We start from the raw sequence: 20,410 nt of genomic DNA on the forward strand, positions 1-20,410 counted from the left end.
ATGAAGGGCTCGGAGAAAGGAGCGGGGCGATCAGGTGTCGATCGCACAGGACGCGCGCAAGCACGTGTGACCCCATCCTACGCCATGCGCACAGACCTGGCTGAACGCCTCGGCGCCGCCTTGCGTGGCGTCGAAGTGGCCTTGCGCACGGCGGCTACGGCGCCGTAGCGCACCTGGCAGACCGGGCAGAAGAACGTCCGCCGCCGGGTCGTGCCCGGGTAGGTCTTGCTGAGCGGGCCACCGCAGTGGGGACAGCTGCGCTTGGTGTGGACCAGCCAGTGCTGGCGCAGCACGAACTGCCGTTTCCAGTCCAGGAAGTCGACACTGTACTGCCGCGCCTGTTTGATGACCTCGCCGAGCTTGCGCGGTGGCAGCGCGCCGACCGTGGATTCGGGATGCACACGCGTACGGAACAGCACCTCGTTCTTGATGATGTTGCCCACGCCGGCAAAGATGTCCTGGTCCAGCAGCGCGTCGCAGATCAACGTCTCCGGCTGCTGCTTGAGTTTACGTCGCGCCAGTGTCGGATCCCACGCCGGATCCATTACATCGCCGCGCCAATCGTAGGTATCCGCCAGCGCGCCTTCGATGTACTTCACCGACGAGGCATAGATGTTGAGCTCGCCGTTGTCGAACTGCAGCGACACCCGGGGTGGCGACGGCTTGCGCTCATCGATGCGGTAGCTGCCGAACATCAGCATGTGCACGCGCAGGCTGAAGCCGCGAAACTCGATCAGGAAGTGCTTGCCCCAGCTGCGCAGCGCGACCACGCGACGGCCTTCCATGCGGGTGAGGTCGAGCGAGCTGTTGCCGGTGGCCAGCCGCACGGTCTTGCCGCGGAACTTGGCGGCCGCTTCGCGCAGGATGACGATGGAAGGACCTTCAGGCATGCGTGGTGATCTCCTTCAGGCGCAGGGCATTGGCGATCGCAAAGCCGTGGGCGGTGTTGTCGAAGATCACCCACGGTGCCTGCGCCTGCCCGGGCTGCTGCACGACCTCTGCCGCCAGAGAGGCCAATGCGGCATCGGGGTAGTCGCTGTAGTACATGCGCGGCGAACCGTGCCAGCGCCAGTAGTGCCAGCCCTGCGCGCCGCCCGGCAGCGCGGCGGCGGCAACGCGCGCCGGATCCACTGCGGCCCGGGAGATCGCGTGGCGCTGCAGCAGCGCATCGGCCTGCGTGCTGAACCAACTGGCATGGCGGGGCTCGCAGACCACAGGCACCGGGGTGCGTCGACGCAGCGCACGAAAAAAGCTTCCGGCGCGGCGCGTGTCCAGTGCCAGCGATGGCGGCAACTGCAGCAGCAGGGCGCCCAACGTACGCCCCAATCCACCCACGTCGTCCAGGAAGCGGTCCAACAGTGGGCCCACGCCGACCAGTCCGGAATCGTGCGAGATGGTCCGCGGCAGCTTTACCGAGAAGCGAAAGTTGGCCGGTACGGTGGCCGCCCAGCGCGCGTAAGTCGCGCGTTGGTGCGGCCGGTAGAACGAGGAGTTGATCTCCACCACGTCAAAGCGCGTGGCATAGCGCGCCAACAGGCTGTCGCCGGGCCCGAAGTGCGTGGCGTAGCGGCTGGGGATGGACCAGCCGGCACACCCGATCTTCGGCATACGCGAGGCGGCCATGCGTGCCTCCTTCAGCGCAGGATTTCGCCCTGGTCTTCCCCATCCCAGTAATGGATGCGCGCCGCAGCCACCTGGATCAGAACCAGCCCAGGGCTATCCACACCCTGCTCGAACCAGCGCTCCAGATCTTTCACCCAATGCTGCTGCATCACCGCCTTGTCGCGGATCAGGGTCGCCCTGCCCTGCACCGCCACGAACAGCGGCGGCTTGCCCAGCAGCGACTTGCTGCCGGTGAAGCTCAGCGCCACCTTCGGGTCGTGCGTGATCTCGCGGACCATGTCGGTGTCTTCGGTGGTGAAGAACCAGCTGTCGCCGTCGTAGTCCACATCACCGTTGTTGCTCATCGGCCGCGCCGCGATCTCGCCGCTGTCGGCATGGGTCTGCAGCATGGTGAAGTCGATGTTGGCCATCTTCTTGGCCAGTTCGGGCAGGGTCAGCGTGGTCATGGCGGATCCGGGTTGGGGACAGGCTGCCAGCGTCGGCCGATGGCAGTGACCGTGCCGTGGAGGGCCGCTGTCCTGGCCTTCACGCCGTGCCGGGGCGTCGTCCCGACCGCGCAGGCGCTTGACAGCCGCCCGCCAACGGAACACCATCAGTTAACGAATTAGTTAATTACCACCCATGGACCGCATCTTCGAAGCCCTCGCCTCCACCGCACGCCGGCAGATCCTGGCCTACCTCAATGGCGGCGAGTTGAGCGCGGGCGAGCTGGGCGAGCGCTTCGATTTCAGCAAGCCGGCGCTGTCGAGCCACCTGCGCATCTTGGAAGACGCCGGGCTCATCGAGCGCGAGAAGCGCGGCCAGTTCGTGTACTTCCGGCAGGTGCCCGACACGCTGGCCAATACCCTGTTCGCGTGGGCCGCCGAGGTCTGTCCGGTGGGCGGCCCGCTGCAGCGTGAAAGTCGTGCCCGTGCCCGCCGCAAACCCACCGCGTGAGCTGAGCGACCCAACGACAAGGAGATCGGCATGCAGGACATCGCGCACGTGAGTCGTTCGTTTCCCAGCATCAGCCTGCCCTCCTGCGGCGATGGCAGCCCGGTCGAGGTGGCGTTGATCGCCCAGCTCGGGATCGGTGCCGGCGATGCGCTGCTGCGCGACGCGGGCCTGCGCCAGGCGCAGCATCCGCGCTTCGTTGATGCACTGGACGAACCCTCCGCGCGGCTGGGGGGCATGCACTTGGCGCACGGCGACGCGTCGTCGCTGTATTCGTTCTCGGTAGGCCGCACCGGGCATCCGTTCCATCGCCATGCCGGCCCGCGCATGTTCACCGCCATTGCTGGCAGCGGCGGCGCACAGCTGCGTTTTTCCACCGTGTCCGACGCACAACTGCAGCAGGACCCGGCCGCCTTCGTGCGCGCCCTGCGCTGCATCGACGTGCCGCCGGACTGCCTGTTCACCGTGCGCTTCGGCAGCGGTACCTGGCACCAGTTCGTGTCGCGTCATCCCCGGCACGCGGCGCTGTTCGCGCTGTCCTGCCATGCCGATGAGCGCAGTGGCGCATTGAGCGATGCGCAACGTGCACGCATCGATGCAGGCGCCGCCGACATCCCCTCATTGACCGAGACCCTGCCGCCGGCGTTGCAGCAGCTGCTTGACCAGAGCGACCTGGACCAGCTTCCGCGGGTGACGCTGTCGCTGCGCGCGCCAGCCGCTTCGGTACTGGCTCGCTGGTGCGCCGGCAGCCGCAACCTGGTCGGCCGGGTGCGCAGCGGCCTGGCGCGGTTGCGCCCTACCCATGGCTACATCGGGCAGTGCGCGCCATGCGGCACGCTGGGCACGCAACCCACAGCGCCGGCCGATTCACTGCTGCAGCAGGCGTTGCCGCAGGGCTTCGACCACCAGGATTACACCTCTGTCACCCTGCCCGCCCACAGCATCGGCGGGCACTCGGCGCGTGCGCTGCTGGAAGCGGTGCTGGAGGGATTCGTCCGCAACCCACCGCCGGGCGTGGGCCGGCTGATGGCCCTGCGCAACGTACTGGTAACCCCCTTGCGGCTGCGCACCTCGTCGCTGGGCTGCCCGGTGTCCTCGCTGCTGTCCGACGGGCCCGGCGAGCGTTTCGCCGGTCGCTTCCCGGTGCATGCCCAGGCCACCGACGCCGCCGACCGCAGCGCCGAAGTCCTGCTCGGCGCCGACGACCGCCACCTGCAGTTCCGCTCGTGCGTGCGCGTGCAGGTGCTGGACGATGGTGCGGCGGTGATCGCGCTGGGCACCCGGGTGCGCACGCTCAACGCGTTTGGCCGCCTCTACATGGCGGCGATCAACCGGGTGCACCGCCGCCACGTCAGCCCGGCGATGCTGCGCATGGCCGTGGCACACGCGCTGGCACCGGAACTGGCCACCGCGATAGCGCTGCAGGAAACGGTGCGCACGGTCCGCATGCTCAGCCCCCGTTGTACGGTCCGGTGCCCGGGTAAACCTGCAGCAGCGCGCGGGTGAGCGTGCCGGGGTACACGGTGAGGTGGTCTTCGCCCGGCACCACGCGATTGTCCACCTGCAGCCCCTGGTAGCCGCGCTGGCGCAGGCGATCGGCGAATGCCTGCGTATCGCGCACCATGTCGTTGCGCGGGCCGTCTACGGCATCGGGCGTGGGCGTCTCTTCACTGCCGATCGCCAGCAGTACCCGTGCCGGCAGTGCGCGGTGCTGCTCCGCGTAGTCCTGTTCAAGGCGGTCGATATAGTGCCCGTCGAACCACAGCGAAGGGCTGGACAGGATGTAGGTCTGGAACATCTGCGGGCGCGTGAGCAGCACATAGGTGCCGAACAGCCCCCCGTAGGAATGCCCGGCGAAACTGCGCCGCGCCGGATCGGTACGGTAGCGCGCGTCCACCGCGGGCAACACGTGCGTGGCCAGGAAATCGCGATAGTGCGCGGCACCGCCGTAGACCACGTCGTCGCTGTAGTCATCGTCGGCACTGCGTTGCGGCTGGGTGGGCGTGTAGTCGCGCGAGCGGCTCTGCTTGGAGGTCAGCCCCTGCTGCGGCGGCAGCCCGACCAGGATGAAATCTTCCAGGTTGGCACCGCCCTGCCCCACCAGGTTGCGCACGCTGCGCACCAGCGGAAAACTGTACAGCGCGTCGGTGACGAACAGCACCGGGTAGCGCCGCTCCGGGTGCTGCGCGTAGCTGGCCGGCAGCGCCACCCAGATCGGATAGTCGCGCCCGGCCGGATCATGCACGCTCCAGCTCTCGGTATCGGGCAGCACCACGCCTGCCGCCGGCACTGCCGTCGCAGGTGTACTGCGCAGCGCATCGCCGTGCAGCGCACAGCCACCGGTGGTGGCCAGCACCATCATCGTTCCCAGCACGTTGCGCATTGCTTTCATCCGCGTTCTTCCGCCCTATCAGCGCGCAAGCGTCGCAATTCCCTGCGGGCTTGCCAAGCCGGGGCGTTCAGCTGCGGTGCGGCTGGCCGTGCTCTGGCGCAGCGTAATCAGCGTGATCTCCGACGGCACGCCGATACGTGCCGCGAAGCCCGGCCACAGTCCGGCACCGTTGCTGACATACAACGTCATGTCATCCACCTCGTAGCGGCCGGACACATAGCCGCCGTTGGCGCGCTTGACCAGCTGGTCCATGCCGACGATGTGGCCGCCATGGGTGTGGCCGGAGAGCTGCAGCGCCACGCCCTTCGCGGCATTGGCGCGTGCCTCCACCGGGCGATGGTCGAGCAGGATCACCGGCGCCTGCGGGTCTGCCCCGGCGAGCGCGGTGGCGAGGTCCGGCATGGGCAGGCCGTAACGCGCGGCCACCGGATCGGTGACGCCGGCGATGGTCAGCGTGGCGCCCTGGCGCTGGACCCGGGTGTGGCTGTTTTCCAGCACCTGCATGCCCTGCCCACGGAACGCCTGCATCCACTCGGCGTACTGCGCGTAGTACTCGTGATTGCCGGTGATCGCGATGACGCCATCGGGTGCCTGCAGTCTGGCCAGGGGCGCGAAGTCGTTGGCGCGGGCGCTCACCGTGCCGTCGATCAGATCACCGGTGATCACCACCAGGTCCGGATGCAGGGCGTTGCTCTCGGCCACCACCTTCTCGACCCAGACACCGGTGAGCAGGCGGCTGGCGTGGATGTCGGTGAGCTGGAGCACGCGATAGCCATCGAACGCGGCCGGCAGCCCGTCGATGGCCACCTCGATCTGGCGCGGCTTGGGGACCGCCATGCCCTGCCAGATACCGTAGGCCGATAGCAGCAACGCCAGTGTGCCCGCCGCAGGGCGCAGCCACGGCGCACGCAGCATCGGCAGCACGCGCCGCGCCCGCACCAGTCGCGCGATCAGCAGCAGCGCATCCAGCACAAGCACGAACACCGCACTGATCAGCAGCGTGGTGAATCCGGTCGCAAGCACCGCGATCACCGCTTTGGGAATCTCGGGCGAGGCCATGGTCCCGGCGAACTGCGCCACGATCCGGTGGTGCAGCGCCAGCGCCACCACCAGCAGCCCCAGCACGAGCCGAACCGGACGCGGCAACCGCAACGGCCAGATCAGCCGCCATACCAGATACAACGCAAGCAAACAGCCGATCACACTCAGCACAGGCACATCCTGGAAACGTTGGGGGAATGGGCCGGCCGCATCGCTGCCGCCTCGCCCAGCCCTTCATCGTTGCCGAATCGCGCGGCGTGTTCCAGTGCAGGAGGTCGTGATGATTCAGGGAGAGCGCTGGCTCGCCTTCGCACGCGCTGCAGCGGCGGGGGGCTTCACTGCCCGGTTGCGCGCGATCGCGGCGCGGATCAATGCCTTGAACGCGGCCGCGTTGATCGTTTCGCCCTCGTGCAGATCGATGGCGCGGCGGGTGTTGCCCTCCAGGCTCGCATTGAACAGCCCCTTCGGATCGGGCAACGCCGCGCCCTTGGCGAAGGTCAGCTTCACGGCCGCCTTGTAAGTCTCTCCGGTGCACAGGATGCCGTCGTGCTCCCACACGGGCACGCCTCGCCACTTCCAGGTTTCCACCACCGCCGGATCGACCTCGTGGATCAGGCTGCGGATGCGCGCCAGGGTCTCGCCCCGCCAATCATCCAGCGACTGGATGCGCGCATCGATCTGCTGCGATGCCGACGGCTCGCTGGCTGCGGCAGCGCGCGGGATGGTACGGGCTTTTGGCTGGGTCATGAGTCACCACCGATCGCCATGGGCGGCCCGGTCGGCAGCACCCTTCGTGCGCCTTATAGACCCGATCGAAGGGCCCATCAAGCATGCGGCGGTGGCAGCACTCAGGGGGAGGCGAACACCAATGCAATGTTATATTATTTCTTTCTTGTCACCCCCCTCAACGAGCGACCTCTGTGCGCTTGCCCCACCCCTGTCCTCACGGCTACTGAAAGGCACAACTAGATGAGAACCAAGGCAATGGTGTCCGCCGTGCTGGCGACCCTGTGCGCCGGCGAAGCGCGCGCGCAGTCCAGCGATGCGGCAATCACCCTGGGCAGCGTGCACGCGCGGGAAGGCTCCCGCCGTCCCCTCGCCGCGAACCGCGTGCTGACCTCGGTGGATGTGATGGGCGGCGACCAGGTGCATGAGAAGAACGTCTCCAACAGCTGGGAACTGCTCGGCCAGATGCCGGGCATGCAGCTGACCGAAACCCGCCAGGGCGCGGAGTCCGGCAAGGCCACCTTCCGCGCGTTCAATGGCGAGGGCTACCTCAACGGCATCAAGATCCTGATCGACGGCATTCCCAGCAACGTCAACAGCGGCAACCAGCGCTTCATCGACATGGTGTTTCCGCTGGACATCGACTACATCGAGGTCGTCCGCGGCACCAACGACCCGCGCTACGGCCTGCACAACATCGGCGGCAACATCAATCTCGGCACCCGCCAGGGCGGTACCTACACCGATGCGCGGCTCACGTATGGCAGCTACAACACCCGCGAAGCGCAGGTGGCGATCGGACGCGAAGCCAACGGTGTCGCGCAGAACTACTTCCTGGCCTCGCAGGCCTCCGACGGCTACCGCGACCACGACCGTTCGAAGAAGTACTCGCTGGGCGGCAAGTGGTTCTACAGCGGCGACGGTGACCTGTTCAACCTCGGCCTGATCGCGCGCGTCTACCACCACGAAGCGGACGAGCCCGGCTTCATGACGGCTGAAGAGTTAGCCACGGACCGCCGCGGATCCGCGCTCAAGAATGCCAACGACGTCGACGACCGCGACATGCGCCATCTCAGCACCCATCTGGATCTGCAACTCAGCGATACGGTGCACGTCAGCAACAAGCTGTACTACAACCGTTACGAGGACGACCGGCAGGTGACCTTCACCAGTTACGTGCCCGGCAACGCACCGCGCCAGCGCCGCCAGTGGGATGAGACACAGACCGGCCTGCTGAGCACCCTGACGTGGGCAGCCACGCCTGCGCTGACGGTCGAGGGCGGTCTGAATGCCGAGCACCAGGACAACACCTACCGTCGCCTGCGCTACGCCCATTCCGTTCCCACCGATTTCTCGACCCCGGCGCGGATCCAGAACGATGACCGCTACACGCTGGACAACTTCGGTGCGTACGTACAGGCCGTGTACCAGCCCACGCCTGCGTTGAAGATCGTGCCGGCCTACCGCGTCGACCGCTTCTCCGGCAGCACCCGCCTGCCGGGTAGCATCACCGCCCCGCTGCAGCGCTACGGCACCATCGAACAGCCCAAGCTGAGCGTGGTCTATGCGATCACCCCCGCGCTCAACGTCTATGCCAACTGGGGCAGGACGTTCCAGGTGCTGACCGGTTCCACCGCACCGGCCTACCTCACCGCCGGCCAGGACACGTTCCGGCCCTCGATCAATACCGGCAAGGAGGTGGGCATCAAGTTCACTCCGGCCGTCGGCACCGACGCGCGCATCGCGGTGTGGCGCCAGGACGCGACCGACGAAGTCGCCAACATGCCCGCCACCGGTACCTCGGTCGGCCTGGGCCAGACCCGTCGCGAAGGCGTCGATCTGCAGTTCAGCTCGCGGCTGGGCGACCACTGGACGCTGTGGGCCTCGCACGCGATCCAGCAGGCCAAGGTGGTCCGCGCGTTCACCACCGACGGCACCGCCCTCGCCGGCAACGAGGTCATCGCCACGCCGCGCTACATCAGCAACCTCGGGCTCGACTACCGCAGCAACCAACGCTGGAGCTTCGGGCTGCAGGGCCGGATGCAGGGCGATTACTACATTGAAGAGCGCAACACGCAGGGAAAATTCGGCGCCTTCGCGGTGCTCGATGCCAGCGCGTCGTACCAGCTGTCCGAACGGCTGAGTGTCGATGTGCAGGTCAAGAACCTGACCGGCCGCGACTACGCCTACGCGTGGTACGACACCTTCTTCTGGGGCGGCGATGACCAGCCGATGTTCTCGCCGGCACCGGGGCGCTCGGCGTACGTGTCATTGAACCTGAAGCTCTAGGGCAGCCCTGCCCTCACATCCGTTCGCCGGGCAGCCGGCTGGCCTGCTGCACCCAGGCACGGAACTGCGCTTCGTCCAGCGGCACGCCTTCCTCGATATGCAGGTAGCGCGTGTCCTGGCTTTTGGAGGCGACCGGCGGGACCGGCTGCAGTGCCTTCCCCCGGAAGAACGCGACCTTGATGTAGCGGGTGAAGCAATGCAGGCTCAGGAACCAGCCATCGCCTTCGATCCCGTACAGCGGCGAGTTCCATTTGACTGCCTTGTGCACCCCCGGGACGGTGGCCACGATCAGCGCATCCAGCCGTTCACCCACCGCACGCTTCCAGCCGGGCATGGCCGCGATATAGGCCTGCACCGGGCCATCGCCCTCGCCCTTGGGAATCTGCGGGTTGCCGCCTGACAGCAACCGCGTTTCGCCGTCAGCGACCGAGGGCGTCCCTTTGTCCGCTGACGCTCGTGGACCGTTCGACGCCATGGTGCCGTTCCTCTGGAGACCTGGGGGCGTTATAGACCGCGCCGGGCCTGGCGGCAACGCGCCACACCCGGCCGCCCCGACTCAGATCCAGCGCTGGTCCAGCAGTTCGCGCTTGATGTAGGCGTAGAACACCGGCGCCGCGACCAGGCCCGGCAGACCGAAGGCGGCTTCCATCACCAGCATTGCCAGCAGCAGCTCCCACGCCCGCGCCTGTATTTCGCCACCGACGATGCGCGCGTTGAGGAAATACTCCAGCTTGTGGATGACCACCAGGTACAGCAGTGCGACCACGGCGACATAGAAGGACACCGACAGCGCCACGATGGTGATGACGGTGTTGGAGATGATGTTGCCCACCACCGGCAGCAGACCGGCCAGGAAGGTGATCAGCACCAGTGTCTTGGACAGCGGCAGGTGCACGCCGAACAGCGGCAGCACCCCGAGCAGGAAGATGGCGGTGAACAGTGTATTGAGCAGGGAGATCTTCACCTGCGCGAACACCACCTGGCGGAAGGCCGTGGCCAGGCGGCTGGTGCGGCCGATCAGCTCGCGCGCCAGCGGCCCCATTTTCGGCAGCGGCAGCTCGTCGTAGAGCGCGATCATCGCGCCCAGCACCATGCCGATCAGGATCCGCACGCTGATCTGCACCGCCGAGGTGCCGGCGATGCCCAGCTGCTGGCGGTGGGTGGCGGCCCAGTCGTTCATCGCCGTGCGCAGCGCCTGCAGGTCTTCGGGGATGTACGGCTGCAGCAGGTCCGGCACCTGGTGGCGGGAGGTATTGAGGATGTCCATCAGCCGCATCAGCAGCGCATCCGGCCCACCGGTTTCATTGCGGAAAAACGAGGCGATGCCAATCGCAGCGAGGGTCAGCACGCCGATGATCAGCGCCGACAGCACGATCACCGAGTAGGCGCGTGCGCGCCCGGGAGGCAGCTTGCCCTCGACGGTGGAGGCCAGCAGGTGGGTCAGGTGGAATACCAGCAGGCCCGACAGCAGGGTCACCACCAGGCCCAGCTTCAGGGTCAGCCACATGCCGAGCAGGATCAGCACCCAGGCCGCGATGCGGGCGGTGGGCGGCTTGGGCAACGCGGGGATCACTAGGGACATGCGGGCGCATCCTGACGGGTGGCCCATGGTAGTGGATGTGGTGCGGGCGCAGCCGTCGACCCCCGCACCATCAAACTGAAATCCAGCGTCTGCTGAAGCGGCACATCGACACGTTCGATGATGGCGAGCAGCAGGTTGACCGCGCGGGCACCGATCTCCCGCATCGGTTGCCGGATGGTCGTCAACGGCGGCGTGAGATACCGCGACGACGCCAGGTCGTCGAAGCCGACGACGGACAGATCATCCGGCACCCGGATGCCCAGATCCCGGCAGGCCGCCAGGACGCCCAGCGCCATCTGGTCGCTGAAGCAGAACACCGCGGTCGGCATCGGCGCGCGGGCCAGCAGCGCCATGCCCGCCGCATGGCCGGATTCCACGGAAAAGTCGCCCGGCACCACGCTCAGGTGGCGCAGGCGGCCGCGCGCCCTGCCGGCGGCCCGCACCCCTTCGAGCCGTTGCTGGTGGAGGGGATTGTCGGGCGGCCCGCCCACCACCGCGATGCGCTCGTGCCCCAGTCCATACAGGTGGTCCATCACGGCGCGCGCGGCGGCCGCGTTGTCGATGTGGACACTGGGAATCCCGACCGCAGGATCGAACTCGCATCCATTGACCACCGGCGCAGCGGCGCCCAGCTGCTGGACGATCGCGCGCGCCGTCGGCGGAAGGCGATGCCCCAGCACGATCAGACCGTCGGCCTCGTTGCGCCGGAGCATCTGCGCGTAGCGCTCCTCGCGGTCGGGTTGATGCTGGGTATCACCGAGCAGGACGGCGTAGCCAACGGCCTGCGCGGCGTCCTCCGCACCCTGCAGGATCTGGGCGAAGAACGGATTGGCGATGTCCGGGACGGTGACCAGGATCTTGCCGCTGCGCTGGGTCTTGAGCGTGCGGGCAACCGTGTTGGGCACATAGCCGAGTGCGGCGGCCGCCTGCTCGATGCGGGTACGCGTGGCCGGCAGGACTTTTTCCGGCCGGGACAGCGCCCGCGACACCGTGCCGGCGGAGACGCCAACGTGTTTTGCGATGTCGTAGATGGTTGCCATGGCGTCAGTATTTCTGTCCGCTGTGCACTGCACAACGCGTCCTGCGAAAGCCCCTGCTAGGATAATGCAATCGATTGCATCGAGGATGAATCACGTTGAAGACGCTCAAGGGTCCAGCGCTGTTCCTGGCGCAGTTCATCGGCGACACACCTCCATTTGATCGGTTGGACACGCTGGCCAAGTGGGCCGCGGGCCTGGGCTATTCTGGCGTACAAGTCCCCACCAGCGCGCCCCACCTGTTCGATCTGGCCGAGGCGGCCCGCAGCCAGGCCTACTGCGACGACGTCACCGGCATGCTGGCCGAACATGGTGTGCAGATCACCGAGCTGTCCACCCACCTGCAAGGGCAGCTGGTCGCCGTCCATCCCGCCTACGACAGCCTGTTCGACGGCTTCGCGCCGCCCGACAAACGCGGCGATCCGGCCGCCCGCCAGGGCTGGGCGGTGGAGCAGCTGCTGCTGGCCGCCAAGGCCAGCCAGCGCCTGGGATTGACGGCGCATGCCACGTTCTCCGGCGCGCTGGCCTGGCCTTATTTCTATCCGTGGCCGCAACGCCCGCCCGGGCTGGTGGAAGAAGCCTTCGCCGAACTCGGCCGTCGCTGGCGCCCCATCCTGGATGCCTTCGACGCCTGCGGCGTGGATCTGTGCTTCGAGATCCACCCGGGCGAGGACCTGCATGACGGCGCGACCTTCGAGCGCTTCCTCGACGTGGTGGACCACCACCCCCGCGCGAAGATCCTGTACGACCCCAGCCACCTGCTGCTGCAGCAGATGGACTACCTGGGCTTCATCGACCGCTATCACGACCGCATCGGCATCTTCCACGTCAAGGACGCGGAGTACCGCACCAGCGCGCGCAGTGGCGTCTATGGCGGCTACCAGGACTGGATCGATCGTCCGGGACGGTTCCGCTCGCTCGGTGATGGGCAGATCGACTTCAAGGCGATCTTCTCGAAATTCGCGCAGTACGACTTCCCGGGCTGGGCGGTGCTGGAGTGGGAGTGCTGCCTGAAGCACCCGGAAGACGGCGCACGGGAGGGCGCCGCCTTCATCCGCGACCACATCATCCACGTGACCGGGCGCGCCTTCGACGACTTTGCCGACAGCGGCACCGATCCTGGATCCCTGCGACGCATGCTGGGGATCTGAGCCATCACTGCCTGGGAGGGCAAGCCATGACGCACACCATGTCGCGCTTGGGCGCGATGATGTTTCTGCAGTTCTTCATCTGGGGGGCATGGTTCGTCACCCTGGGGACGTACCTGGTGCAGGGGCCGTTGCAGGCCAGCGCGAGCCAGGTAGCGACGGCGTTCCTCAGCCAATCGATCGGCGCCATCGTCGCGCCTTTCCTGGTCGGCCTGATCGCGGATCGCTACTTCGCGGCGCAGCGCATCCTCGCGGTGCTGCACCTCGCCGGTGCAGCGCTGATGTGGCTGGCGTCCACGGCGACGGACTTCAGCACTTTCTCCGCCTATGTCATGGGGTACATGCTGCTGTTCATGCCGACGCTGGCGCTGGCCAACAGCGTGGCGATGCGGCACATGCACTCGCCTGAGAAACACTTCCCGCTGGTGCGGGTGGCCGGCAGCGTCGGCTGGATCGTGGCAGGCGTGCTGATCGGCTGGCTGGGCTGGGAACAGGCGCATCGGCTCGAGCTGACGTTCCGGATGGCGGCGATGGCATCGCTGGCGCTGGGCCTGTATGCGTTCACGCTGCCGCACACGCCGCCGCTGGCGCAACAGCGCGACGCCGGGCTGGGGCAGATCCTGGGCCTGGATTCGCTGCGGCTGCTGAAGTCGCGCTCGTACCTGGTGTTCTTCCTGGCATCCATCGCCATCTGCATCCCGCTGTCGTTCTATTACAACTTCACCAACCCGTACCTCAACGACCTGGGCGTGCGCGGCGCGGCCGGCCTGCAATCCCTGGGGCAGGTCTCCGAAGTCCTGCTGATGCTGGCGATGCCGCTCCTGTTCGTGCGGCTGGGGGTCAAGACGATGCTGGCGGTCGGCATGGCCGCATGGGTGGTGCGTTACGCCATGTTCGCGTTTGGCGATGCGGGCGGCGGCTTCTCCCTGCTGGTGATCGGCATCGTGCTGCACGGCATCTGCTACGACTTCTTCTTCGTCACCGGCCAGATCTACACCGATGCGCATGCCGGCCCCGCCGCGCGCAGCAGCGCGCAGGGCTTCATCACCCTGGCCACTTACGGCGTGGGCATGTTGATCGGCACGTTCCTGTCCGGCGCGGTGGTCGAGCACTACACCACTGCCGCAGGCCCGGACTGGCAACGGATCTGGCTGTTCCCGGCGGGCGTCGCACTGGTCGTGCTGATCGCCTTCCTGCTGCTGTTCCGCGACCGGCCGGTGCTTGCCGCCGCGCCCACCACGCACTGAGGAACCCATCCGATGCGCAAGCTTGGAATCGCCATTGTGGGCACGGGCATGATCGGCGCCGTGCATCGTCGCGCGGCGCTGCTGGCCGGCGCGGAGGTCCGCGGCGTGGTCGCCTCTTCGCCGCAACGCGCAGAAGAGGTGGCGCAGGCGTGGAATGTCCCGCGCGCCTATCGGGATATCGAGGACGTGGTCGCCGATCCCAAGGTGCAGGTCGTGCACATCTGTACGCCCAATCACCTGCACCGCCCGATGGCGCAGGCCGCACTGGACGCCGGCAAACACGTGATCTGCGAGAAGCCGCTGGCGACCACGCTGGAAGACGCCGAGGCCCTGGCGGCATTGGCCGCCTCGACCGGGCTGGTCGCCACGGTGCCCTTCGTTTACCGCTACCACCCGGTGGTCCGCGAGGCACGCGCACGCATCGCGCAGGGCGAGCTGGGACCGCTGCACCTGATCCACGGCAGCTACCTGCAGGACTGGCTGCTGGACCCCGCCAGCAACAACTGGCGCGTGGACCCGGTACTGGGCGGCGCGTCGCGCGTGTTCGCCGACATCGGCTCGCACTGGTGCGACCTGGTGGAATGGGTCAGCGGCGAGCGTTTCGTCGACGTCAGCGCGGCCTTCGCGACCGTGATCGCCGAGCGCGGCACGCTCACCGGGCAGAGCTTCACCGCGCCGGCGTCCGGTGGCGCGATGCAGGCGGTCGCGAGCGAAGACGTGGCGGCAGCGATGTTCAGGACCGGTGCGGGTACGCTGGCGTCATTGACGGTCAGCCAGGTCTCGGCCGGACGCCACAATCGCCTCTGGTTCGAGATCGATGGCGCCAGGTCCAGCGTGGCATTCAACCAGGAGGACGCCGAGCGGCTGTGGATCGGTTTGCCCGACCAGCGCGAGGAGACCTTCGTGCGTGGGCCGGGGGCCGGCAGTGCCGAACAGCGCCGGCTGTCGGTCCTGCCAACCGGGCACGCGCAGGGCTACGGCCATTGCTTCGAGGCGTTCGTCGCCGACACGTATCGCTCCATCGAAGGCGAGCGGCCGCAGGGCCTGCCCACCTTCGAAGACGGACTGCGCTCGGCGCGGATCGTAGACCGCGTCATCGCATCGGCCAGGACACGTGCCTGGACCACCATCGGCTGAATCCCGGGAGACTCTCTTGATGAACACCTCTGTTCGCGGAACTGCAATCCTCGCTCTGCTGCTCGCTGCCCTGCCCGCCTTCGCGCACGACATGGGCGCCCCGCAGAAGCCCATCGCCGTGCAGATGTACACACTGCGCAACGCCGGCTCGCTCGACCAGCAGTTGAAGATCGTCCATGACGCGGGCGTAAGTGCGGTGGAAACGGTGGGCACGCAGGGCGTCAGCGCCGCCGAACTCAAGCAGCTGCTGGACAGGTATTCGATCAGGGCGATCTCGTCCCACGTGCAACTGGCCGAGCTGCGCAGGGACCTGGACGGCGTGGTGGCCTTCAACCGGTCGATCGGCAACACGACGCTGGTGGTGCCCTATCTGGACGAAAAGGATCGACCCACCGATGCCGCAGGCTGGACCGCACTGGGCCGGGAACTCGGCGGAATCGCGACGCAGGCACGGGCGAAGGGCATGCAGCTGGCCTACCACAACCACGACTTCGAGCTGGTCGACTTCAACGGCAGGACAGGGCTGGACCTGCTGTTCGCGGCCGCCGGACCCGATCTGCTGACCGAGCTGGACCTGGCCTGGGTCGCGCGTGCGGGTCATGATCCGGCGGCCATGCTGGAGACATTCCGCGGCCGCCTGTTCGCGGTACACGCCAAGGACAATGCGCCGAAGGGCCACGCCGAAGACGAAGGCGGCTTTGCCGCCGTGGGCCAGGGTGTCCTCGACTGGAACACGATCCTGCCGGCCGCGGCCGATGCCAGGGTGCGGTGGTACATCATCGAACACGACCAGCCGCGTGATCCGGCCAAGGTCATCCAGGCCGGGGCGAACTACCTGCGCAAACACCTCACCGCCCGCCTGCCCGCCAGCGCACCGCGCCAGCCAGCAAAGGAGTAATGCTTGAATACGTGCTTCAGATTGATCCCGATCCTCGCCGTACTGGCGTCGATTGCGCTGCTTGTGCCTGAGGCGTGGTCCAAGGACGACCCCGCGGCCGGCGCGACCCTCTACGCAACCCACTGCACGGCCTGCCACGGTGCCGAGCGCGCCGGTGTTCCGCCAACGTTCCCCGCGCTCACCGACGTCGCCAAGCGGCTGCAGCCGGCGCAGATCAAGGAGAAGATCAGCAAGGGCGGCGGGTTGATGCCGCCGTTTCCACAGCTGTCGCCCCAGGAGATCGACGATATCGCCAGTTACCTGGCGCACTAGGCTGCCGGCGCCGGCGCCGGCAGCCGTTTCGTGTCGGCGCTACAGCTCTCGCACCCAGATGTTGCGGTAGCTGACCCTGGAATCGTGCTCCTGCAGGTAGATCGGCGCGCACGCATGGGGCGAGTACGAAGGCGCGCCGATGTACTCGGTCTTGCCGGCCAGGACGGTGTCGTTCTGCACCAGCACGCCGTTGTGCAGCACGGTGATGCGGGCGGGCGAGGTGAGCCCGCCGCCCGGCGAGAAGCGCGGCGCCTTCCAGATGATGTCGTAGGCCTGCCACTCACCTGGCGCACGCGAGGCGTTCACCAGCGGCATGGCCTGTTTGTAGAGCGAGGCCGCCTGGCCGTTGGCATAGGTCGGATTGTTGTAACTGTCGAGCACCTGCAGCTCATACAGTTCCTGCAGGAAGATGCCGCTGTTGCCCCGATCCTGGCCGTTGAAGCCCTTTGTCGCGATGGGCGAGCGCCATTCGACGTGCAGCTGGATGTCGCAGAAGCGCTGCCGGGTCCGGATGCCCTTGCTGCCGGGAACCACGGTCAGCGCACCGTCGGCGACGCTCCAGGGCACGCGCCCCCCCTGCTCGGACTCCCAGGCGGAAACAGCCCTGCCATCGAACAGCACGATCGCGTCGGAGGGCGCACCGCCCGGCGGCGTGGCCACGCTCGCGGGCACGGGGGTCCACACCTCGGTCTTCGCTGGATCGCGCGCGGGATCACTGTTGGCCTGTGCAGACACAGCTGCGGTGGCCAGCAGGCCCACCGCCATCAGCAACGGGCGGGTCATGATGCTGCGGTCCATCAGCTGGTCCCCCAGGCGGGCGTACCGGGAACATAGGCGAGGTCGCCGTCGTAGCGGCCCGGCACGGCGACATACTTCAGCACCTCGGTCGCGCCGACCTTCGACGTGAAGAAGCCGAAGATGGCGAGCTGCTTGATCATCGTGAAGTAGTGCGGCATCGCTTCGCCTTCTTCGGTGGTGCCGGTCTCGGTCACGTCGACCGCGTGCTTCCTGGCTTCCACATCCAGCGCGCGCAGGAGTCCGGTACGCTCCTGCGGCGCGAGTGAAACGAAGCGGCCCCCGGCGCGTTTGTCGATATCGACCAGGCCGGCGCGGAACGCCGCCTGCTGCTTCTGCGTGTAACAGTCAGTGACGAATGTCGCCATGAACGCACCGGCGCCTGCGTCTTTCGCCCCCGGCGTTTTCGTCCGCGGCAGGATGGTCTCGGCAATCTCGTCCAGCGTGCCGACATCCGCGTCGGAGAAGGGCGTCTTCGGCCCTGCGGCAGGAGCCTGTGCCTGACCGAGCGCGGGCAGGCCGATCATGGCCGCACCTGTGGCGGCGACGATCATCTTCAGCAGTTCGCGGCGGTCCATCAGAGATTCCCCGCTTTCAGTTCGCGCACGGCATGGTCGGCTGCCCGCGCGGTCAGCGCCATATAGGTCAGCGACGGATTCACGCACGCGCTGGAGGTCATGCAGGCACCGTCGGTCACATAGACATTGGGCGCATCCCAGACCTGGTTGTGCTGGTTCAGCACGGAGTTCCTGCGGTCACGCCCCATGCGCGCGGTGCCCATTTCATGGATGCCCTTGCCCGGGGCATAGTCGTTGTCGTGCATCTCCACGTCCTTGACGCCGGCGGCTTCCAGCATCTCGGCGGCATCGGCGGCCATGTCCTTGCGCATGGCCAGCTCGTTGGCGCGCATGGAAACGTCCATCGCCAATACCGGCAAGCCCCACTTGTCCCTGCGGTCCGGGTCGAGGCGGATCGTATTGTCGTGGTGCGGCAGCATCTCGCCGAACCCGGTCATGCCGATGCGCCAGTCGCCGGGTACGGTCAGCGCCTCCTTCAGGTCGGCACCAATGTTCAGCTCGGCGATCTCGCGCGACCACCCGTTGCGGCTCGCGCCGCCCTGGTAACCGAATCCCCGCATGTAGCCGCGTTTTTCCTCGGCGACGTTGCGGAAACGCGGGATATAGAAGCCGCAGGGACGCCGGCCGAAGTAGTACTTGTCCTCAAAGCCCTCGACCCGGCCGGAGGCTCCCGCGCCGAAATGATGGTCCATCACGTTGTGCCCCAGTTCGCCGGACGAAGAGCCCAGCCCGCCCTCCCATACATCGGTGGCCGAGTTCATCAGCAGCCAGGTCGAGTTGAAGGAGGAGGCGTTGAGGAAGATGACCTTGGCCGTGTACTGGTAGGTCTGCCCGGTCTCGGCATCGATGACCTCCACGCCGCGCGCACGCTTGCGATCCTTGTCGTAGAGCACTTCCTTGACGATCGAGAAAGGGCGCAGGGTCAGGTTGCCGGTCTTCATGGCGGCCGGCAGCGTCGCCGACTGGGTCGAGAAGTAGGCGCCGAAGGGGCAGCCCAGGATGCACTTGTTGCGGTACTGGCAGTTGACACGCCCCTGCTCGGGCATGGGCTGGGTGATGTTGGCGGTGCGCGAGTGGATCATGTGCCGGGTGCCGCCGAAGGCCTTTTTGATCCGCGCGGCCACGTCCTTTTCGACGATGTTCAACGGGATCGGCGGCAGGAACTCGCCGTCCGGCAACACATCCAACCCTTCGCGCGTGCCAGCGATGCCGGCGAACTTCTCCACGTAGTCGTACCAGGGCGCGATGTCGGCGTAGCGGATCGGCCAGTCGGTCGCGATGCCCTCCTTGAGATTCGCTTCGAAATCCAGATCGGAGAAGCGATAGCTCTGCCGGCCCCACATCAGCGAGCGCCCCCCGACGTGGTAGCCGCGGAACCAGTCGAACCGTTTGGTCTCGATGTAGGGCGATTCCTGTTCGTCGGCCCACATCCCCTGCAGGTTCTCGGCCAGCGCGTAGTCGCGCATCAGTACCGGGAACGCGGCCTTCATCGCCTGGGTGGGCCGGTTACGATGCGGGAAGTCCCACGGCTCCTTCATCGCGTTGACGTAGTCCTTCACGTGCTCGATGTTGCGTCCCCGTTCCAGCATCAGGACTTTGAGGCCCTTCTCGGTCAGCTCCTTTGCCGCCCAACCGCCACTGATTCCCGAGCCGACGACGATGGCGTCGTAATGATTGTCTGCCATGGGTCTGTTTCACCTAGGTGGATATCGTTTCAGACGTCGCAGAGGCGGATCGCCTCGCGCAGCGAGCCGACGGGATCTGGCGCCGCAGGCATGAATTCCTGCGCCAGATACCCATCGAAACCGGTGTCGCGGATCGCGCGACAGATGGCGGGATAGTGGAGTTCCTGCTGGTCTCCGATCTCGTGCCGGCCAGGCACGCCCGCGGTGTGGTAATGCTTGAAGCAGGCGTGATGCCTGCCGATGGTGGCGATGATGTCGCCCTCCATGATCTGCATGTGGTAGATGTCGTAGAGCAGGCCGAAATGATCCGAGCCGATCCGTTGGCACAGCTCGACGCCCCAGGCGGAGGTGTCGCAGAGGTAGTCGGGATGATCGACCCTGGAGTTCAGCAACTCCATCACCAGCACGACGTTGCGTTTCTCGGCGTGCCGGAGGATGCGCTTGAGCCCCGTTTCGGCATGGGCCATGCCTTCATCGGGGTCCATGCCGTTGCGATTGCCGGAGAAGCAGATGAGGTTGCGGTAGCCGGCATCGGCGACCAGATCGATGTGCCGCGTGTAGCGCTCCACCAGTTGGTCGTGGAACTCGCGGCCGGCAAAGCCCTTGGTCAGGCCCAGCTCCGCGCCGTTGCACATCGAACTGTCCACGCCATGGGCCTTCAGCGTGGGCCAGTCCTCCGGGCCGACCAGATCAATGGCGGCGAACCCGATGTCCTGCACCGTCCTGCACAGCTGGGCGACCGACTGCTGCGGAAAGGTCCAGCGGGCGACGGCGTGCTTCAGGTTGCCCTTGAGCGGCGCGGCGGCGGCAAACGCCGGCAGCACGCCCGCAGCACCCAGCCCAAGGCTCGCGGCGGCCGCCAGGCGCAGTGCATCACGCCGCGTGAGCCCCGGCCCCGATGCCGGCGCCGGTCTGATCGAATGGATGGACATCCGTCTTCCGGCCTCCCAACCGGTATCAAACGCTGACGATCCGCTGCAATGCAAT

21 protein-coding genes are annotated in these 20,410 nt (G+C 67.0%); 8 read left to right on the top strand and 13 right to left on the bottom strand.

The genetic code is table 11. From position 1 onward, the window contains the following. Positions 1–77: 77 nt before the first annotated feature. From ABE424_RS00090 to ABE424_RS00100, 3 genes are read right to left on the bottom strand one after another with little or no spacing between them, the layout of a single operon-like run. Positions 78–890: a DNA-formamidopyrimidine glycosylase family protein gene (locus tag ABE424_RS00090; protein WP_346490060.1), complete on the bottom strand. Its 813-nt coding sequence runs from the start codon at positions 888–890 to the stop codon at positions 78–80. Continuing rightward, positions 883–1,623, bottom strand: a complete 741-nt coding sequence (locus ABE424_RS00095) for a DUF72 domain-containing protein (protein ID WP_346492776.1) — start codon at positions 1,621–1,623, stop codon at positions 883–885. Before ABE424_RS00095 ends, ABE424_RS00090 begins: the two co-directional genes overlap by 8 nt. An 11-nt stretch (positions 1,624–1,634) precedes the next feature. Next, on the bottom strand, positions 1,635–2,069 hold the full coding sequence (locus ABE424_RS00100) for a pyridoxamine 5'-phosphate oxidase family protein (protein ID WP_038689788.1): 435 nt from the start codon (positions 2,067–2,069) through the stop codon (positions 1,635–1,637). Between the two features lie 175 nt (positions 2,070–2,244). Between ABE424_RS00100 and ABE424_RS00105 the strand changes: the two genes are divergently transcribed. After that, a complete protein-coding gene (locus ABE424_RS00105) occupies positions 2,245–2,559 on the top strand; it encodes a metalloregulator ArsR/SmtB family transcription factor (RefSeq protein ID WP_016922200.1) in 315 nt (104 codons plus the stop codon). Between the two features lie 48 nt (positions 2,560–2,607). Beyond that, a complete protein-coding gene (locus tag ABE424_RS00110) occupies positions 2,608–4,062 on the top strand; it encodes a DUF2867 domain-containing protein (RefSeq protein WP_346492775.1) in 1,455 nt (484 codons plus the stop codon). Here the strand turns inward: ABE424_RS00110 and ABE424_RS00115 are convergent. The 3 genes from ABE424_RS00115 to ABE424_RS00125 all read right to left on the bottom strand — a co-directional run bounded on the left by ABE424_RS00115 (position 4,007) and on the right by ABE424_RS00125 (position 6,736). Next, entirely contained in the window at positions 4,007–4,948 is a 942-nt protein-coding gene (locus tag ABE424_RS00115; protein WP_346492774.1) for an alpha/beta hydrolase-fold protein, read from the bottom strand. The genes ABE424_RS00110 and ABE424_RS00115 overlap by 56 nt on opposite strands. 18 nt (positions 4,949–4,966) lie before the next feature. Then, the gene (locus ABE424_RS00120; RefSeq protein ID WP_346492773.1) at positions 4,967–6,160 is read right to left on the bottom strand and encodes a metallophosphoesterase; all 1,194 of its coding nucleotides are present in this window, start codon (positions 6,158–6,160) and stop codon (positions 4,967–4,969) included. A 114-nt stretch (positions 6,161–6,274) separates the two neighbouring features. After that, positions 6,275–6,736, bottom strand: coding sequence for a DUF1801 domain-containing protein (locus tag ABE424_RS00125; protein WP_346492772.1), 462 nt, complete (start codon positions 6,734–6,736; stop codon positions 6,275–6,277). A 222-nt stretch (positions 6,737–6,958) separates the two neighbouring features. Between ABE424_RS00125 and ABE424_RS00130 the strand changes: the two genes are divergently transcribed. Continuing rightward, the gene (locus ABE424_RS00130) at positions 6,959–9,004 is read left to right on the top strand and encodes a TonB-dependent receptor (RefSeq protein ID WP_346492771.1); all 2,046 of its coding nucleotides are present in this window, start codon (positions 6,959–6,961) and stop codon (positions 9,002–9,004) included. Positions 9,005–9,017: 13 nt separating this feature from the next. On the opposite strand, the gene ABE424_RS00135 is transcribed toward ABE424_RS00130, so the two are convergent. The 3 genes from ABE424_RS00135 to ABE424_RS00145 form a co-directional block, all read right to left on the bottom strand. Further along, positions 9,018–9,479, bottom strand: coding sequence for a DUF1801 domain-containing protein (locus ABE424_RS00135; RefSeq protein WP_346492770.1), 462 nt, complete (start codon positions 9,477–9,479; stop codon positions 9,018–9,020). 81 nt (positions 9,480–9,560) lie between these two features. Next, positions 9,561–10,586 carry an AI-2E family transporter gene (locus ABE424_RS00140; protein ID WP_346492769.1) on the bottom strand — a complete coding sequence of 342 codons (1,026 nt, stop codon included), beginning with the start codon at positions 10,584–10,586 and terminating at the stop codon, positions 9,561–9,563. Further along, positions 10,577–11,626 carry a LacI family DNA-binding transcriptional regulator gene (locus tag ABE424_RS00145; protein WP_346492768.1) on the bottom strand — a complete coding sequence of 350 codons (1,050 nt, stop codon included), beginning with the start codon at positions 11,624–11,626 and terminating at the stop codon, positions 10,577–10,579. Before ABE424_RS00145 ends, ABE424_RS00140 begins: the two co-directional genes overlap by 10 nt. A gap of 95 nt (positions 11,627–11,721) precedes the next feature. On the opposite strand from ABE424_RS00145, the gene ABE424_RS00150 reads away from it, so the two are divergent. The 5 genes from ABE424_RS00150 to ABE424_RS00170 are packed head-to-tail and all read left to right on the top strand — an operon-like array spanning position 11,722 to position 16,365. After that, entirely contained in the window at positions 11,722–12,774 is a 1,053-nt protein-coding gene (locus ABE424_RS00150) for a sugar phosphate isomerase/epimerase family protein (protein ID WP_346492767.1), read from the top strand. A gap of 26 nt (positions 12,775–12,800) precedes the next feature. After that, a complete protein-coding gene (locus ABE424_RS00155; RefSeq protein WP_346492766.1) occupies positions 12,801–14,018 on the top strand; it encodes a nucleoside permease in 1,218 nt (405 codons plus the stop codon). A 12-nt stretch (positions 14,019–14,030) separates the two neighbouring features. Next, positions 14,031–15,155 carry a Gfo/Idh/MocA family oxidoreductase gene (locus ABE424_RS00160; protein WP_346492765.1) on the top strand — a complete coding sequence of 375 codons (1,125 nt, stop codon included), beginning with the start codon at positions 14,031–14,033 and terminating at the stop codon, positions 15,153–15,155. Positions 15,156–15,174: 19 nt separating this feature from the next. Then, positions 15,175–16,053: a sugar phosphate isomerase/epimerase gene (locus ABE424_RS00165; RefSeq protein ID WP_346492764.1), complete on the top strand. Its 879-nt coding sequence runs from the start codon at positions 15,175–15,177 to the stop codon at positions 16,051–16,053. A gap of 21 nt (positions 16,054–16,074) precedes the next feature. Further along, positions 16,075–16,365: a cytochrome c gene (locus ABE424_RS00170; RefSeq protein WP_346479734.1), complete on the top strand. Its 291-nt coding sequence runs from the start codon at positions 16,075–16,077 to the stop codon at positions 16,363–16,365. Positions 16,366–16,404: 39 nt separating this feature from the next. Here the strand turns inward: ABE424_RS00170 and ABE424_RS00175 are convergent, their stop codons facing one another. From ABE424_RS00175 to ABE424_RS00190, 4 genes are read right to left on the bottom strand one after another with little or no spacing between them, the layout of a single operon-like run. After that, a complete protein-coding gene (locus tag ABE424_RS00175) occupies positions 16,405–17,163 on the bottom strand; it encodes a DUF1080 domain-containing protein (protein ID WP_346492763.1) in 759 nt (252 codons plus the stop codon). Further along, a complete protein-coding gene (locus ABE424_RS00180) occupies positions 17,163–17,738 on the bottom strand; it encodes a gluconate 2-dehydrogenase subunit 3 family protein (RefSeq protein ID WP_346492762.1) in 576 nt (191 codons plus the stop codon). The genes ABE424_RS00175 and ABE424_RS00180 overlap by 1 nt, the downstream gene beginning before the upstream one ends. Further along, positions 17,738–19,423 carry a GMC family oxidoreductase gene (locus tag ABE424_RS00185; RefSeq protein WP_346492761.1) on the bottom strand — a complete coding sequence of 562 codons (1,686 nt, stop codon included), beginning with the start codon at positions 19,421–19,423 and terminating at the stop codon, positions 17,738–17,740. The genes ABE424_RS00180 and ABE424_RS00185 overlap by 1 nt, the downstream gene beginning before the upstream one ends. Before the next feature lie 29 nt (positions 19,424–19,452). After that, entirely contained in the window at positions 19,453–20,355 is a 903-nt protein-coding gene (locus ABE424_RS00190) for a TIM barrel protein (protein ID WP_346492760.1), read from the bottom strand. Positions 20,356–20,410 lie beyond the last annotated feature (55 nt).

The sequence above is a fragment of the Stenotrophomonas sp. TWI1149 genome, from assembly GCF_039673155.1.
Lineage (GTDB): Bacteria > Pseudomonadota > Gammaproteobacteria > Xanthomonadales > Xanthomonadaceae > Stenotrophomonas > Stenotrophomonas maltophilia_AA.

Bases quoted from the DNA above. Each gene is read 5' to 3' on its own strand.
- ABE424_RS00100 (WP_038689788.1), bottom strand. From the start codon at position 2,069: ATGACCACGCTGACCCTGCCCGAACTGGCCAAGAAGATGGCCAACATC.
- ABE424_RS00165 (WP_346492764.1), top strand. From the start codon at position 15,175: ATGAACACCTCTGTTCGCGGAACTGCAATCCTCGCTCTGCTGCTCGCT.
- ABE424_RS00155 (WP_346492766.1), top strand. From the start codon at position 12,801: ATGACGCACACCATGTCGCGCTTGGGCGCGATGATGTTTCTGCAGTTC.
- ABE424_RS00140 (WP_346492769.1), bottom strand. From the start codon at position 10,586: ATGTCCCTAGTGATCCCCGCGTTGCCCAAGCCGCCCACCGCCCGCATC.
- ABE424_RS00180 (WP_346492762.1), bottom strand. From the start codon at position 17,738: ATGGACCGCCGCGAACTGCTGAAGATGATCGTCGCCGCCACAGGTGCG.
- ABE424_RS00130 (WP_346492771.1), top strand. From the start codon at position 6,959: ATGAGAACCAAGGCAATGGTGTCCGCCGTGCTGGCGACCCTGTGCGCC.
- ABE424_RS00090 (WP_346490060.1), bottom strand. From the start codon at position 890: ATGCCTGAAGGTCCTTCCATCGTCATCCTGCGCGAAGCGGCCGCCAAG.
- ABE424_RS00190 (WP_346492760.1), bottom strand. From the start codon at position 20,355: ATGTCCATCCATTCGATCAGACCGGCGCCGGCATCGGGGCCGGGGCTC.
- ABE424_RS00105 (WP_016922200.1), top strand. From the start codon at position 2,245: ATGGACCGCATCTTCGAAGCCCTCGCCTCCACCGCACGCCGGCAGATC.
- ABE424_RS00175 (WP_346492763.1), bottom strand. From the start codon at position 17,163: ATGGACCGCAGCATCATGACCCGCCCGTTGCTGATGGCGGTGGGCCTG.
- ABE424_RS00125 (WP_346492772.1), bottom strand. From the start codon at position 6,736: ATGACCCAGCCAAAAGCCCGTACCATCCCGCGCGCTGCCGCAGCCAGC.
- ABE424_RS00115 (WP_346492774.1), bottom strand. From the start codon at position 4,948: ATGAAAGCAATGCGCAACGTGCTGGGAACGATGATGGTGCTGGCCACC.
- ABE424_RS00095 (WP_346492776.1), bottom strand. From the start codon at position 1,623: ATGGCCGCCTCGCGTATGCCGAAGATCGGGTGTGCCGGCTGGTCCATC.
- ABE424_RS00185 (WP_346492761.1), bottom strand. From the start codon at position 19,423: ATGGCAGACAATCATTACGACGCCATCGTCGTCGGCTCGGGAATCAGT.
- ABE424_RS00135 (WP_346492770.1), bottom strand. From the start codon at position 9,479: ATGGCGTCGAACGGTCCACGAGCGTCAGCGGACAAAGGGACGCCCTCG.
- ABE424_RS00160 (WP_346492765.1), top strand. From the start codon at position 14,031: ATGCGCAAGCTTGGAATCGCCATTGTGGGCACGGGCATGATCGGCGCC.
- ABE424_RS00145 (WP_346492768.1), bottom strand. From the start codon at position 11,626: ATGGCAACCATCTACGACATCGCAAAACACGTTGGCGTCTCCGCCGGC.